This is a genomic window from Amycolatopsis sp. WAC 04169 (assembly GCF_003947535.1).
Lineage (GTDB): Bacteria > Actinomycetota > Actinomycetes > Mycobacteriales > Pseudonocardiaceae > Amycolatopsis > Amycolatopsis keratiniphila.
The window spans coordinates 259,252-274,299 of sequence record NZ_QHJI01000001.1 but is presented as its reverse complement, the minus strand read 5'-3'; the positions used below and the strand labels follow the sequence as shown (position 1 = coordinate 274,299).

Here is a 15,048-nt window from a genome sequence, read left to right as displayed (position 1 = left end):
GCATTTAGTCCTCTGGATGCGGTCCTTGCACGCGCAACGACCGCATCCAGAGGACTAAATGCGGGCCGGATTGATAAACCGAGCGCTCGGTCTAATAATGACCGCATGGAAACGATCGTCGACGAGCCCCAGTGGCTGCGCACGGCCTCCTGGATCGGCTGCCCGCTGGCGGGGGCGGCCCTCGGCTGGTTCCTCCAGTCGATCTCGGGCTGGGTGGCGTCCCTGAGCTGGATCCCGTTCAAAGGCCCGTTCCAGCTCGTCTCGGAGATCCCCCAGCCCTGGGGCACGGTCGTCGGCATCGGCGTGGGCCTGGTCCTCGGCCTGCTGTTCGCCGCGGTCTGGGCGCACGAGCGGCTGATCGTCAAGGTGACGCCGGCCCGCATCACGCTCACCACCAAGGGCCGCAGCCGCGCGTACGAGGCCGAGCTGGAAGCCGTCTTCCTCGACGGCAAGGAACTCGTCCTCCTCGCCGCCGACGGCCGGGAGCTGGTGCGGCAGAAGGGCGACGTCGACCGCAAAGCCGTCGCCAAGGCCTTCCTCGACCACGGCTATCCATGGCTCGACGAGCCGCCGGCGGTGAAATGAGGACGGTCGATCCCGCCAAGCACGAGGCCAAACGCCGCGCCATTCTCGAGGCCGCCGCCGGTTGTTTCGCGATGAAGGGCTTCGAGAAGACCACGACGGCGGAGATCTGCCGCGCGGCGGGCATCAGCACCGGCAGCCTGTTCCACTACTTCCCGAACAAACGCGCGGTGTTCGTCGGCATCTTCGAGCAGGACGCCGACGAGACCACGGCGCTGCTCGCGGCGGCCGGGGAGATCGAGGATCCGTGGGAGTCGGTCCTCCACGTCGTCGTCCAGGTGTCCGAACAGCTCCTGCGCCCGGTCGCGGCCAAGCTCGTCCTCGAGGTCGCCGCGCAGTGCTCCCGCGACGCCGACCTCGCCCGGCTCATCCAGGGCAACGACCGCGCCCTGCGCGACGGGCTCACCCGCCTCGTGACGCGGGCGGTGGACGCGGGCCGGATCGACCCCGGGTTGCCCCCGCGGACGGTGGCCAGCTGGCTCGTCGCGTTGGTCGACGCGCCGCTTTCCCGCGTGATTCTGGAGCCGGACCTCGATCCGGCGGCGGAACTCGCGGTGATGAAGGAGCTGATCGCCAGATTCCTTCGTCCCGTTCTGGCGATTCCGGCCCCGGCCGCCGGGCGGGTGGCCGACACTGGTGGAATCTCCCCGGGCTGATCGGTAAGCCCGGGACATCAGTTACGGGGGTCGAATCGGTGGGTGCCTGGCTGCGCAAGAAGGCGGTCGACGAGGAAAATCCGGACGATGTGCCGACCGGCCAGATCTCGGCGGCGATCATCGCCGAAGCGGACGGCGAGACTTCGCGATCCGAGGGAACCACGGAGGTCGAAGCCGCGTCGAAACCCGATGTGGAGTCCACGACCACGGGTCCGGCCGACCTCGAACAGGCTCTCGCCGACAGGCAGGCACTGATCCAGATGTGCCTGTACGCCCTCGATCGCGCCCGCAGCGGCGGTGTCGTCGAGCGGCTCGAACACGGTCTCGCCGCGATCGGCGTCCGTGCCCTGCGTCCGGACGGCGAGCGGTTCGACCCCGCCGTGCACGAGGCGGGCGGCGCGGTCGCGACCGAGGATCCGGCACTCGAAGGGCTCGTCGCGGAGACCGAGGTCGTCGGTTTCGCCGATCACGACCGGGTGCTGCGCGCGCCGATCGTCATCGTCTACGCGAAGAAGGCACAGTGACCGCTCCGAGCGCGGCGGCCAATCTGCCCGCGGTCGTGAAGAGCACTCGCGAACAGCTGCTCACCGTCGTCCGCGAAGCCGATCCCCAGGCCGCGAAATGGGTCGAAGACATCCGGAAGGCGCGGCCGAAGAAGCCGTCGGTCGTGGTGGTCGGCGAGACCAACCGCGGCAAGAGCTCGCTCGTGAACGCGCTCCTGTCCATGCCGGGACTGTCCCCTGTGGACGCCGACGTCGCCACGGCGACGTATCTCGTCTTCGAGCACGCCGAGCAGTGGTCCGCGCAGGCCTGTTATCCGGGCCAGCTGGCGCCGGTGCCGATCAACCTGAACGACCTGATCCACTGGGTTTCGGCCGCGCACGAACTGCCGGAAGGGCAGATCCCGCCGCGGTACGTAGAGGTCTCCGGCCCGGTCCCGCTGCTCGAGCGGGTGTCCATTGTGGATACCCCGGGCGTCGGCGGGCTCGATTCGATGCACGGCGAGCTGGCGAAGGAGGCCGCCGCGGGCGCCACCGCGCTGCTGTTCGTCGTCGACTCATCCTCACCGTTCACCGCGCAGGAGCTCCAGTTCCTGCAAGACATGGGTGAACGCGTCGAGACCGTGCTGTTCGCGCTGACCAAGACCGACCAGTTCCGCGGCTGGCGCGAGGTGCTCGAAGCCGACCGGCGGCTGCTCGCCGAGCACGCCCCCCGGTTCGCCGACGCGGTGTTCCACCCGGTGTCCGCGCGCATGTTCGAGACGGCGGCCAAGGCCCCGAACGAGCAGATGGCCATGATGCTGCGCGAGAAGGCGGGTATCGCCGCGCTGCAGGGCGCGTTGCAGGAGATGCTGGTCGGCCGCTCGGCGATGCTGGGCGAGGCCAACACCTTGCGGGCGCTGTCGAGCGCGCTCGGCGAACTCAAGGCGAAACTCCAGGCGGAAAGCCGCGCGCTGTCCGCAGGTGAGGCCGAAGCGGAGCAGCTGCGCCAGCGCCGGGACGATCTGACCACCGAACGCCGGTCTTCGACCCGCGGCTGGCAGCTGAAACTTCGCGCGGAGATCCAGCGGACCCGTGTCGAGGTCGGGCACGAGACCAGCAGGCAGATGCGCGACGCGTCGACCCACTTCCGCCAGCGGATCGACGGCGCGAAACGGGACGAGCTCGCCGCGCTGCCCCAGCAGGTCGACATCGCGCTGCAGACGACGTCGCAGCGGATCTCGATGCTGCTCTCCCAGCGGCTCAACCAGGTCACCAACGTCGCGCTTTCGGAGCTGTTCTCGGCCGAGGAGCTCGACATCATCCGCGGCCAGTTCGCCAGGGCGGGCGGCCCGCCGGTCGTGCTGCGCCCGCCGGACAAGAAGCCGCCGACGGCCGAGGACAAACTGCTCATCTTCATGGGGGTTTCCGGCGGTCTCGGCGCCGGGAAGGTCGCCGCGCTGCCGCTGGCGGGCGTCGCGATCCTGAACCCGGTGATCCTGCCCGCCACGATCGTCATCGGGCTCGGTGCCGGCTGGTGGATGGCGCGGACGCGCAAACACGCGTCGGACAAGCAGCATATGAAGCAATGGCTGGTCGAGGCGATCGCCGACGCGCGATCCACGTTGGACCAGCTCGTCGCGGAACAGCTGATCGAAGCCGAACAGCAGCTCTCGATGGCGCTCGACGAAGCCCTCGGCCGCCGCATCGACGCGATCGAGGCGGAGCTGAAGGAAGTCGACAAGACGATCAAGATGGGCGCGCAGGAACGGGCGAAGAAGATCTCGGTCGTCGCGAAGCGCCTGAAGGACGTCTCGGACGGCCGGGACCGCGCTGAGGCACTGCTCGGTCGCATTCGGTCACTGCGCGACGCCTGACCAGGGTGGTCCTGTTGTGGACCGGAACCGAACCGGCTTACGGTGAGTCTTAAGCTTCGACACACCAGCAGGTCAACGAGGGGGTTATCCCATGTGGGTCGACGAGAGCGGCGGCACGGACACCGAATCGGGCTCCACCGAAGCGGTCACCGTCCACGTCGACGGCGAGGAGTACCAGGCCGAGCTCAACTACGACCTCGACAAGGACGGCGTGAACGACGCCGCGGTCATCCAGCACGAGGACGGCACCGGCCAGGCGTTCGTCGACAGCGACGGTGACGGCGAGGCCGACCAGTACGCGGTGCTCGACGAGAACGGCAAGGTCGTCCAGGAAGCCGTCTACGACGAGGCGTCCGGCTCCTGGGTCGAAGCGGGTGGCGGCGGCAACGACGACGGTTCCGACGCGGGTACCAGCGGCACCATGCACGCCGACATGCCCAGCGGCGACGTCGAGGTCGGCCCGCCGACCGTCGACACCAACAACGACGGGACCCCGGACACCGCCATCGTCCACACCGAGGACGGCCGCACGATCGCCTTCACCGACAAGGACGGCGACGGCAGCGCCGACATCGCGGTGGAGACCGACGCCTCCGGCAACTCCAAGACCTACGAGCACACCGGCCCCGGCCAGTGGACCGAGGTCGGCAGCGGCCTGGTCAGCAACGACATCGACTCGGCCTTCACGAGCGCTCCGGCGACCGAAGGCGACACGGCAGCCGACCCGGCGGGCGACGCCGCGTGGGGTGGCGAGGGCACCGAAACACTCGAAGGAGTGGCGAAGATCGATTCCGCCACCGGTCAGTGGATCAGCCCGAACTGAATCCTGAAATGGCCTGGACCAATATAAGAATGGTTTAGTCCATTTTACGGGCGACAAATGTAATCCTGGTCACAGGGCAACCCGGCACGAGACCTCGTGCCGGGTTTTCTCATGTCCGATTCGTCCGAGGGCTGTGCGATCGATCACCGGAAGAATTTTTGCGTATGGCCCATTCCGGTGATACTGAATCGATTCCCTTATCGTTCTTGTGAGAGAACCGACAGGTCAGCTCTCGGTTACCTGCCGGTCATCCGGCTACTCTCGGGGAATCCCAAAACCCGCACGCCGGTCTTCCCGCCGGTGTGCGAAGCCATTCGGTCGCCGGCATCGAAGCCCGCATCGGAACAGCGTCGTTCCCGGTGTGGGCTTCTGCCGTCGGAAGTCAGGAGTAGAGATGACCGCAGTCGCCATCCCCGGACTGGAAAATGCGCCGACGACGCACAGTGGCGTGCTGTCCTGGGTCCGGGAGGTCGCCGAACTGACCACTCCGGACCGCGTGGTGTGGGTCGACGGGTCCGACGAAGAGGCCGCCCGGATCAACGCCGAGCTGGTCTCCGCCGGCACGTTCGTGCAGCTCGACGCGAAGCCCAACTCGTACTGGGCGGCTTCCGACCCGAATGACGTCGCCCGCGTCGAAGAGCGCACCTTCATCTGTTCCGAGAAGGAAGAGGACGCCGGTCCCACCAACAACTGGATGGACCCGGCCGAGATGAAGGCCACGATGACCGAGCTGTACCGCGGATGCATGCGCGGTCGCACGATGTACGTCATCCCCTTCTGCATGGGCCCCCTGGGCGCCGACGACCCCAAGCTCGGCATCGAGATCACCGACTTCGCCTACGTCGTCGCCTCCATGCGCGTGATGACCCGCGCCGGCAAGGCCGCGCTGGACAAGTTCGTCACCGAGGACGGCACCGAGCGCGAGTTCGTCCCCGCCCTGCACTCCGTCGGCGCGCCGCTGGAGCCGGGCCAGGAGGACGTCTCGTGGCCGTGCAACACCACCAAGTACATCTCGCACTTCCCCGAGACCCGCGAGATCTGGAGCTACGGCTCCGGCTACGGCGGCAACTCGCTGCTCGGCAAGAAGTGCTACTCGCTGCGCATCGGCTCGGTCATCGCCCGCGACGAGGGCTGGCTGGCCGAGCACATGCTGATCCTCAAGCTGATCTCGCCCGAGGACAAGGTCCACTACGTCGCGGCGGCGTTCCCGAGCGCCTGCGGCAAGACCAACCTCGCCATGCTGCAGCCGACCATCCCCGGCTGGCGCGCCGAGACCCTCGGTGACGACATCGCGTGGATGCGGTTCGGCGAGGACGGCCGCCTGTACGCGGTGAACCCCGAGTTCGGCTTCTTCGGCGTCGCGCCGGGCACCGACTGGCACACCAACCCCAACGCGATGCGCACCATCGAAAAGGGCAACACGGTCTACACGAACGTCGCGCTCACCGACGACGGCGACGTCTGGTGGGAGGGCATGGGCGACAAGCCCGAGCACGCCACCTCCTGGAAGAAGCAGGACTGGACGCCGGAGTCGGAAGAGAAGGCCGCGCACCCGAACTCGCGCTACTGCACCCCGATGTCGCAGTGCCCGATCCTCGCGCCGGAGTGGGACGACCCGAAGGGCGTGCCGATCTCGGCGATCCTCTTCGGCGGCCGCCGCAAGACCACGGTCCCGCTGGTGAACGAGGCCCGCGACTGGCAGCACGGCGTGTTCATGGGCGCCACCATGTCGTCGGAGACCACCGCGGCCGCCGCCGGCGCGGTCGGCAACGTGCGCCGCGACCCGATGGCCATGCTGCCGTTCCTCGGCTACCACGCCGGTGACTACTTCAAGCACTGGCTGGACCTCGGCAAGAACGCCGACGCGGACAAGCTGCCGAAGATCTTCTACGTCAACTGGTTCCGCCGTGGCGACGACGGCCGCTTCCTGTGGCCGGGCTTCGGCGAGAACTCGCGGATCCTGAAGTGGGTCATCGAGCGCGTCGAGGGCAAGGGCAACGCGAACGAGACCCCGGTCGGCTTCGTGCCGAACGCCGAGGACCTCGACACCGAGGGCCTCAAGGAGCCGCTGGCCGACATCCAGGCCGCGCTGGACGTCTCCGCCGAGGAGTGGCGCCAGGAACTGCCGCTCATCGAGGAGTGGTTCGAGAAGATCGGCGACAAGGTCCCGTCGTCGCTGCGTGACGAGCTGGACGCGCTCAAGCAGCGCCTCGGCTGATCGCCCGAACGCCGGAGAAGGCCTCATCCTCGGAGTCAGTCCCGAGGATGAGGCCTTCTTCTTGCGCGCTCGGTACCGTGGCGGCATGGTCGAATTCGGCGTCAACATGGTCGTCCCGGAAAGCCGTGCCGCGTGGGTCGAAAAGTGCCGCAAGGCCGAGGATCTCGGCTTCGACGTGATCGGTGCGGCCGACCATCTCGGCATGGCACCGCCGTTCCCGGCCCTCGTGCTCGCCGCCGAGGTGACGGAGCGCCCTCGGCTCAACACCTTCGTCATCAACACCGCCTTCTACAACCCGGTGCTGCTGGCCCGCGACGTCACCGGCACGGACCAGTTCACCGAAGGCAGGCTGGAGCTCGGCCTGGGGGCCGGTTACGTGAAGGCCGAATTCGAAGCGGCGGGAATGGAGTTCCCGCGTGCGGGCAAACGCGTGGACCATCTCGAAAACACCATCAAAGTGCTGAAAAGGCTCTATGCCGACGAAAACCACAAACCGCCGACGGTGCAGAAACCGGGCCCGCCGCTGATGATCGCCGGCCGTGGCGACAGGCTCCTCAACCTCGCCGCCGAACACGCCGACATCATCGGCTTCACCGGCACGGCGGCCGTTCCCGACGGGGGCGCGCTCGCCGTCGACGACGCGGCCGGAATCGAAGAGCGGGTGAACTTCGTCCGCGGGAAGCTGAACGGCCGCACCGTCGAATTCAACATCCTCTCGCATTTCGTCGCCGTGGTCGAAGATCGGCGACAGGGATTGGAAAGCCTGCGAGAGCTGCTCGACGGGAAGCTCACCGTCGACCAGCTCGCCGAACTGCCGACGGCCCTGGTCGGCACCCACGAGCAGATCGCCGAACAGATCCTGGCGCATCGCGAACGCTTCGGTTTCACCTACTTCACCGTGCTGGAGCACAACATGGAGGCGCTCGCGCCGGTGATCGAATCCTTGCGCGGCCAATGATCGACGTACGCGGGCTCGGCGTCCAGGCCGGGGAGCACTGGTTGTTCGACGGCCTCGACTTCGAGGTCGAGGCGGGCGAATGCGCGGTCATCGTCGGCCCCAACGGGGTCGGGAAATCGACCCTGCTGCGGTGCCTGTACGGAACGCAGACGCCGCAGCGCGGCCGGGTCGTCGTCGCGGGCGGGAAACCCGACGAACGCGATGTTTCCTTCCGCCGCAAGGTTTCCGTCCTGTTCGACGACTCCGATTTCTTCGCCGAGCTGACCCCGCTCCAGCATCTCGAACTGCTGGAGGGTTCGTTCGGCGCCGATCTCGGTGATCACGACGCGCTCCTCGCGGACGCCGGACTCGCCGAGCGGGCGAAGGTCACCGCGGGCAAGTTCTCGGCCGGGCAACGCCGCCGGCTGCTGCTCCTCGGCGCGACGGCGCGACCGCACGACGTCCTCCTGCTCGACGAGCCGGAGCGGGCGCTCGACGTCGCCGGGAAGGAATGGCTGACGTCGTTGATCAAGCGCTCGACCTCCGCCGGAGCCGCCGTCGTCGTGGCCACGCACCATCCGCCGCTGCTCGAAGCGGCCGACTCCACCCTTGAGTTGTGGTGACCACGAAAGCACCCACACACGTCCCGGGACGACAGCGCTTCGGCGGACTGCTCAACGGTGACTACCAGACCTTCCTGGCACTGTTCGGTTTCGGCGCGCTGTTCACCGCCTTCCAGAACCTGCCGAAGCTCCGCGATTTCCTCTTTGGACAGTCCGTTGTGGACTTTCCGGCGGTCTTCGGGTTGTTGATCGTGCTGTGCGCGATGTTCTGGCGCGGCCTGCTGCGCCGCGGCTTCGTCTGGGCCGAACCGGCGGCCCTGACGTGGATGGACTTCGCCCGCGTCGACAGGCGTCGCGTCGTGGTCAAGCGGATGTGGACGCTCTGGGCCGGGCTGGTCCTGGTGGTCGGCTACACGGGCGCGCTGGTCACCGCGATCGGCGGCGGGTCGAAGGACGTGTGGATCGCGATGTCGGCGTTGACCGCCTCCGGCGCGATCCTGGCCGCCGTCACCGCGCGGCGGACGGCGATCCGCGGGGAAACGCTCGCGCCGGTCGTACTGGCGGTCGCCGGCCTGGCGTTCGCGGCCGCGGGCCTGGGCCCGGTCGCCGTCGAGGTGCTGGCCGGTGCCCTGTTCGTGGTGGCGGTCGCGGTGGCCTTCGGCGGCGAGCCGATGTCCGGGGTCGGCCGTCAGGAACTCGTCGACGGCTGGAACGCGCGGCTCCTGCGGGCGATGGCCGCGATCTTCATGGACCCCATGCTGCTGATCCCGGAGTCGAAGCCGGTGCCGTGGCTGTCGCTCCGGCGTCCGATGACGCTGCGGCTCGCCTGGGCCGGGGTGCTCGGCCGGGCGCGCTACGCGGCGGCGAGCGTGGTGATCGCGTGCCTGGTGGGCATCGCGCACCTGGCCTTCCCGGCGATCCCCGCGGCGGCGCTGTTCACGCTCGGCGCGTACGCGGCGATCGTGCCGTTCGTCGGCGGGCTCGGCGAACTGTGGCGCAACCCCGGCCGCAGGCGGTGGCTCGGCGCGTCCGACTGGGAGTTGCGGCTGGTCAACGGCCTGGTGATCGCGCTGCTCGGGCTCGCCTGGGGAATCCTGCTCGGCCTGGTGACCCTGCTCCTCGGGGTGGCACCGGCCTGGCCGGTGTGGCTCGCGATCCCGCTCGCGGTCTTCGCCGCGTTGCGGACGGCGACCCGGCCGCCGATGAACTACGACGTCAGCGGCGGGGCGGCCGGGCTGCAGGCCTTGCGCGGGGTCGACGTGCTCGTCGTCGGCACCGCCTTGCTCAGCGTGATCGCCTGAGGTCACCCGTTCCCGCGTTCGGATCATCCGGATACTCCGAACGCGGGTTACCCTCGATGCGACGAAAGGAGCACGATGGGCGGCGGGCACGCACCGGGAAAGGGGCGGCGGGCGACCAGCGAGTTCCCCGCGGGCTGGACCGACGAGCAGATCATCGCGGTGATCAAGGACGTCGCGAACGATCCGAGCGAACCCCGCCTCAGACTCCACAACGGCCGCTGGCGCTGCGCCGGCGAACGGTACGGCGTGCACCTGATCGTGCTGGTCGAAGACAACGGCCACGTCAAGACGGGCTATCCGGTGGCGGGCCCCGGCGTGGTCCGCAACCCCGACACCGCCGCCGACCCGGCGAACCCGACCGTCGCCGACCTCGCCGCCGGCCGGATCAGCTTCTTCGGCGACAGCCTGCTCGACCAGATCGGCGACCGGATCGCGCCGGACCTCCTGGCCTTCTACCGCACGCTGCACTGGTCGGGCGAGTGGGAAGAATTGGCCGACGTCCTCGTCGCGCACGCGATGCACGAGAACCTGCACCTCGGCGTGGACGAATACGCCACCTTGGACAGCCTGCTGAACAGCTTCGACCTGCCGATCGACGGCTTCCTCTACCTGAACGACCGGGCACACGCCCTGGCCGTCCTGCGCCCCTAACTCGCCTCGGCGACCTCTTCGGCTCCGCCCTCGGCGGCCGAACGCAGCGCGTCCAGCGGCAGCGCGACGGCGTCCGCGATCGCCATCACCGTGAAGAAGGCGGGCGTCGGGATCCGCCCGGTCTCGATCTTCCGGAGCGTCTCCACCGAGATCCCGGCCTCCGCCGCGACCTCGACCATGCTCCGCGACGACGCCGCGCGCGCGTCCCGAAGCGCCAGCCCCAGCCGCTCGCCGCGCTCGCGTTCCTCGTCCGTCAACGGCACTCGCACCATGAGCCCAATACTAATACCGGTCAGCCCGGGCACCCGCGAGTTGCGCCTCCAATCACGCGTGTCGTCCCTCCAGTCACGCGTGTCGTCCGTTCAATCACGGGTGACGTCCGTCCGATCACGCGTGTCGTCCACCCAGTCACACGAGATTCGGCCTACTAGACCCGGTCGCCACCACCGCCCGTGGAGTTGTCCCACCGAGTTACCCCCAGCCTGTGGACAACTCTGTGCACAGGTCGTGGACAAACCCAAGAAAAGGGCCCCGCCGAGCCGAAACTCGACGGGGCCACAATCCCTAGTGGCTTCAGGCGCCCGCGGGCACCGGAAGTGGGAGTCCGGGGAGGCTCTGGTCGTTCGGCACCTTGCCGTCGACGAGGAAGTCCTCCACGACCTTGTCCACACCCGCGTTGCCGCCGGCGTAGATACCGTGGTCGCCTTCACCGGTCACGGTGATCATCCGCGAACCGGCGAACGCGCGGTGCGCACGGGTCGCGCCCTCGATCGGGGTCGCCGGGTCGTTCACCGACTGGACGATCAGCACCGGCGGGACGCCGCGGCCGTCGAGCTTCGGCAGGTCGACCGGCTTGTTCTTCCAGAAGATGCACGGCTGGATCAGCCAGCCCGCGCCGAGCAGCGGCAGATCACGGTCGATCAGCTTCTGCGACTGGCGGATGACGCTGTTCCGGTTGCCGTACCACGGGCCCTCGTTGCAGGGGATGGTCCAGAAGCTGGCGTTGTACGAGTCGCCGTCGGTCGGGACGAACAGCGGCTGCGGGCCGATGACGCCGTCACCGTCGACCGTCTCGGCCTTGACCTTCTTCGCGGCCGACGACTTCTGCTGCTGCGTCGAGGTGCCCTCGGTCAGCGTCTTCAGGTTGACCAGGTAGTCGGCCAGCGCCGGGAAGTTGCGCTTCGAGTAGAGGTACGACGCGATGGTCGAGTCGAGGGCGTTGGCCGAAACCGGGACGCCGTCCACCTCCACCGGGTTCTGGGTCAGCGCGAAGCGGACCTTCTCGTACGTCTGGCGGGCGGCCTCACCGGTCTTGCCGAAGCCGTAGAGCTTGTCGTACTTGCCCATCCACGGCAGGAAGTCCTGACGCCAGCGGCGCTCGAAGCCGAGCGGCTGCCCGTCGAACGAGTTCTGCCAGGTGGTGGTGAACTCGGTCGAGGAGTCGAGCAGGAAGCGGCCGGTCCGGGTGGGGAACTGCTGCGCGTAGTGCGCGCCCATCCAGGTGCCCGCCGAGTAGCCGACCCAGTTGATCTTGTCGCGGCCCAGGAGGACACGCAGCAGGTCGATGTCGCGGATGGTCTGGGCGGTGTTGATGAGCGGGCCCAGCTCGCCGGACTTCACCTGGCACGAGTCCGCCGCGTACTTGGTGGCGTCCAGGATCAGGTTGAGGTTCGCCCGGCTGCGGTCGCGCGGGTCCAGGTCGGAGCCGGTGCCGATCGCGTTGCCGCAGGTGATGTTGGTGCTCTTGCCGGTGCCGCGCGGGTCGAGACCGATGATCTCCTGGTTCGCGCGCAGCTTCGTCTGGTTACGCAGACGGGCCGGGAAGTTACGGCCCGGAGCGCCGGGGCCACCCGGGTTCGTGATGACACTGGCCGTCGCTTTGCCGCTGGTGGCGGCGAGGCGGCTGACGGCGATCGTCAGGTCGATGGCCTCGTTCGTCTTGTACCAGTTACGCGGCGCGCGGTAGGTCGCACACTCGATGTTCTCGGCCCCCGGAGGCGGCGCGGACGGCAGCTCACTGGCGGTGCACTTGTGCCAGTCCAGCTTCTGGTCCGCGTACTTCGCCGGAATGTTGGTGGAGTTCAGCGGCTGCTGCCCGGCAGCCTCCGGACCTGCGAACGCAGGCGTGAACCCGGCCAGCATGGTGCCGGCGACAGCCGGGATCACCACCGCATAGCGGAGTTTCTTCATCCGATGCCCCTTTGATGTTGCGTGCGAAGTTCCTGTTCGCGACTTGCGGCTATTGATATCCGCCGGGGACTCCGACGGCAACCGCCCTTCGTCGTATGAGGTGTCGCTGATCAAATCGATATCCGGCACGCGTGACCCGGGCGGGTGAGAGGTTCTAGGGTCATCGGGTCGATCCGGGGGTACGGGAACGTTAGGTGAGGTCCGATGGCGTCAGGTAAGGCAGACGGGAAGGTGAGGGGTTTTCAGTTCAGCCCCTGGAACCTCCTGTTGATCATCCCGTTGCTGGTGCTGATCACGTCCTTGTTCAATTCGGACGGTCCCCGGCTGTTCGGGATGCCGTTCTTCTACTGGTTCCAATTCGTGTTCGTGGCGGTCGGCGTCCTGTGCACCTGGATCGTCTACGTGATGACCAAGGACAAGCCGACCAGTGAGCGTCCCGACCGGCTGTCCGTGGACGAGCTCGACGAGGGGGATGTGAAGTGACCAACATCCAATGGCCAGAGCTGATCATCTTCACGATCCTCTTCGCGGTGGTCACCGTGCTCGGCTTCGTCGCGTCGCGCTGGAAGGCCGGCAACACCCTCGACCACCTGGACGAATGGGGTCTCGGCGGCCGCAAGTTCGGCTCGTGGATCACCTGGTTCCTGCTCGGCGGTGACCTCTACACGGCTTACACGTTCGTGGCCGTCCCGGCATTGATGTTCAGTGCCGGCGCGATGGGCCTGTTCGCGCTGCCGTACACGATCATCGTCTACCCGATCGTGTTGATGCCGGCGCTGCGCATGTGGTCGGTCTCGCGCGTCCGCGGTTACGTCACGCCCGCCGACTTCGTCCGCGGCCGGTTCGGTTCGCCGACGCTGGCGCTGCTGATCGCGATCACCGGCATCGTCGCGACGATGCCGTACATCGCGCTGCAGCTCGTCGGCCTCGAGGCGGTCCTGCGGACCATGGGCATCAACGGCTCCGGCATCGTCGGCCACCTGCCGCTGCTGGTCGCCTTCATCATCCTGGCGGTCTACACCTACCAGTCGGGCCTTCGCGCGCCCGCGCTGATCGCGTTCGTCAAGGACATCCTGATCTACCTGGTGATCATCGTCGCGATCATCTACCTGCCCTCGAAGCTCGGCGGCTGGTCGGCGATCTTCGACGCGGCCGACGCGAAGTTCGACAAGACGCCGTCGCCGGCGGACGGCATCCTGCTCAACACCAACAACCAGTTGCAGTACGCCACGCTGGCGCTCGGTTCGGCGCTCGCGCTGTTCCTGTACCCGCACTCGCTCACCAGCGTGCTCGCCTCGCGCGGCCGCAGCGTGATCAAGCGGAACATGGTCGCGCTTCCGGCGTATTCGCTGGTCCTGGGCCTGCTGGCGCTGCTCGGCTACGTCGCGATCAGCGCCTCGGTCAAGCCGATCACCAACAACGCCACCGGCAAGCCCGACACGAACACCGTGGTCCCGGTGCTGTTCGACTCGCAGTTCTCGTCGTGGTTCGCCGGGATCGCGTTCGCCGCGATCGGCATCGGCGCGCTGGTGCCCGCGGCGATCATGTCGATCGCGGCGGCCAACCTGTGGACCCGCAACATCTACAAGGAGTACATCAAGAAGGACGCGACGCCGGGCCAGGAGGCGAAGCAGGCCAAGCTCGCTTCGCTGATCGTGAAGTTCGGCGCGGTGGCGTTCATCCTGTTCATCGATCCGCAGTTCTCGATCGACCTGCAGCTCATCGGCGGTGTGCTGATCCTGCAGACGTTGCCGGCGGTGGCGATCTCGCTCTACACGCGGTGGTTCCATCGCTGGGGCCTGATCGCCGGCTGGGTGGTCGGCATCGGGTGGGGCATGATCATGCTCTACAACATCCCGAACCCGGCGACCGGCAAGGCGCATTTCGGTGGCTCGGCGCTGAAGCTCGGGGACCTGTCGATCTTCGGCTGGCACCCGCTCAGCGGCTCGCAGCTGCAGATCTACGTCGGGTTCGTGGCGCTGATCGCGAACCTGCTGGTCGCCGTGATCTTCACGGTGATCGCGCGGCAGCTGAAGGTCTTCAACGGCACGGACGACACCGATGCCGCGGACTACCACGCCGACGAGCACGACAAGGATCTCCGCGAAATCGGCGTCCACTAGTCACCGCTGATCGAAGGGGCCGCGTCCTGCCGGGACGCGGCCCTTTTCGTGGCCGCGGTCGCCGCCAGGTAGAGGGTGAGGCCGTTCAGCAGATGCCAGAGGAAGTGCGTTCCGGCGGGGAAGCTCCCGCAGACCGTGTGGTCGGCCGTGCGGAACGACAGGGACACCCCGAAAACGCCCGCGGCGAGGGCGAACCTGCGGCGGTGTTCGCCCCTGAGGACGATCGCGAAGATCACGAGCCCGAGCAAGGCCGAGAGGTACAGCCCGCCGCCCAGCGACGCGACGACGGCGGTGAAGGCGAGGAACACGGGGATGCCGAGCCACGACAGCCCGCGGCGGACGCCGAAGAACAGATGCGGGAACACGGCGGCGTAGTACAGGACGAACACCAGGATGAAGGCGGTGTCGGCGGCCGCGGACCAGCGGGTGGCGAGCAGGTGGAAGGCTGTGCTGCCGAGGAACACCAGTCCGATGAGGACGGCGAAGACGCGGCCCCTCGGCTGCCGCCAGACCGCGATCGCCGCGATCAGGAACGCGAGATTGCTGAGACTGTTGAGCGGCTCGCCCCAGAGACCGGGGGCGAGGCGTTCGCAATAGCCGTCGACGTACGCCGTCCAGTTCACTCGCCCAGGTAACCGTGCCCACGTG

15 protein-coding genes are annotated in these 15,048 nt (G+C 67.9%); 12 read left to right on the top strand and 3 right to left on the bottom strand.

Annotated features, from left to right (window positions below):
* The first annotated feature begins 105 nt into the window (after positions 1–105).
* The 10 genes from DMC61_RS01390 to DMC61_RS01345 all read left to right on the top strand — a co-directional run bounded on the left by DMC61_RS01390 (position 106) and on the right by DMC61_RS01345 (position 10,087).
* Positions 106–585 carry a hypothetical protein gene (locus DMC61_RS01390; protein ID WP_063274085.1) on the top strand — a complete coding sequence of 160 codons (480 nt, stop codon included), beginning with the start codon at positions 106–108 and terminating at the stop codon, positions 583–585.
* Positions 582–1,238 (top strand): TetR/AcrR family transcriptional regulator, encoded by a 657-nt coding sequence (locus DMC61_RS01385; RefSeq protein WP_125686188.1) that lies wholly within the window; start codon positions 582–584, stop codon positions 1,236–1,238. Before DMC61_RS01390 ends, DMC61_RS01385 begins: the two co-directional genes overlap by 4 nt.
* Positions 1,239–1,276: 38 nt before the next feature.
* Positions 1,277–1,762 (top strand): nucleotide exchange factor GrpE, encoded by a 486-nt coding sequence (gene grpE, locus DMC61_RS01380; protein ID WP_016338245.1) that lies wholly within the window; start codon positions 1,277–1,279, stop codon positions 1,760–1,762.
* Entirely contained in the window at positions 1,759–3,594 is a 1,836-nt protein-coding gene (locus DMC61_RS01375; RefSeq protein ID WP_125686186.1) for a dynamin family protein, read from the top strand. The genes grpE and DMC61_RS01375 overlap by 4 nt, the downstream gene beginning before the upstream one ends.
* Before the next feature lie 91 nt (positions 3,595–3,685).
* Positions 3,686–4,417: a hypothetical protein gene (locus DMC61_RS01370; protein WP_125686184.1), complete on the top strand. Its 732-nt coding sequence runs from the start codon at positions 3,686–3,688 to the stop codon at positions 4,415–4,417.
* Between the two features lie 394 nt (positions 4,418–4,811).
* On the top strand, positions 4,812–6,635 hold the full coding sequence (locus DMC61_RS01365) for a phosphoenolpyruvate carboxykinase (GTP) (RefSeq protein WP_125686182.1): 1,824 nt from the start codon (positions 4,812–4,814) through the stop codon (positions 6,633–6,635).
* Between the two features lie 85 nt (positions 6,636–6,720).
* A complete protein-coding gene (locus DMC61_RS01360) occupies positions 6,721–7,593 on the top strand; it encodes an LLM class F420-dependent oxidoreductase (RefSeq protein WP_125686180.1) in 873 nt (290 codons plus the stop codon).
* Positions 7,590–8,195 (top strand): ABC transporter ATP-binding protein, encoded by a 606-nt coding sequence (locus tag DMC61_RS01355; protein ID WP_016338240.1) that lies wholly within the window; start codon positions 7,590–7,592, stop codon positions 8,193–8,195. Before DMC61_RS01360 ends, DMC61_RS01355 begins: the two co-directional genes overlap by 4 nt.
* Complete coding sequence (locus DMC61_RS01350) at positions 8,189–9,436, top strand: DUF6297 family protein (protein ID WP_125686178.1); 1,248 nt, start codon at positions 8,189–8,191, stop codon at positions 9,434–9,436. Before DMC61_RS01355 ends, DMC61_RS01350 begins: the two co-directional genes overlap by 7 nt.
* A gap of 75 nt (positions 9,437–9,511) precedes the next feature.
* Complete coding sequence (locus DMC61_RS01345) at positions 9,512–10,087, top strand: EndoU domain-containing protein (RefSeq protein WP_125686175.1); 576 nt, start codon at positions 9,512–9,514, stop codon at positions 10,085–10,087.
* Here the strand turns inward: DMC61_RS01345 and DMC61_RS01340 are convergent.
* Together DMC61_RS01340 and DMC61_RS01335 are read right to left on the bottom strand one after the other, a co-directional pair.
* Positions 10,084–10,359: a helix-turn-helix domain-containing protein gene (locus DMC61_RS01340; protein ID WP_016338237.1), complete on the bottom strand. Its 276-nt coding sequence runs from the start codon at positions 10,357–10,359 to the stop codon at positions 10,084–10,086. The two genes, DMC61_RS01345 and DMC61_RS01340, sit on opposite strands and share 4 nt — an antisense overlap.
* A 301-nt stretch (positions 10,360–10,660) precedes the next feature.
* Positions 10,661–12,277 (bottom strand): alpha/beta hydrolase, encoded by a 1,617-nt coding sequence (locus DMC61_RS01335; RefSeq protein ID WP_125686173.1) that lies wholly within the window; start codon positions 12,275–12,277, stop codon positions 10,661–10,663.
* Between the two features lie 204 nt (positions 12,278–12,481).
* Here DMC61_RS01335 and DMC61_RS01330 point away from each other — a divergent pair, with 204 nt between their 5' ends.
* On the top strand, positions 12,482–12,760 hold the full coding sequence (locus DMC61_RS01330; RefSeq protein ID WP_037334291.1) for a DUF3311 domain-containing protein: 279 nt from the start codon (positions 12,482–12,484) through the stop codon (positions 12,758–12,760).
* Positions 12,757–14,400 (top strand): monocarboxylate uptake permease MctP, encoded by a 1,644-nt coding sequence (gene mctP / locus DMC61_RS01325; RefSeq protein WP_125686171.1) that lies wholly within the window; start codon positions 12,757–12,759, stop codon positions 14,398–14,400. Before DMC61_RS01330 ends, mctP begins: the two co-directional genes overlap by 4 nt.
* Here mctP and DMC61_RS01320 read toward each other — a convergent pair.
* The gene (locus tag DMC61_RS01320; RefSeq protein ID WP_072029439.1) at positions 14,397–15,023 is read right to left on the bottom strand and encodes a hypothetical protein; all 627 of its coding nucleotides are present in this window, start codon (positions 15,021–15,023) and stop codon (positions 14,397–14,399) included. The genes mctP and DMC61_RS01320 overlap by 4 nt on opposite strands.
* Positions 15,024–15,048: the final 25 nt, after the last annotated feature.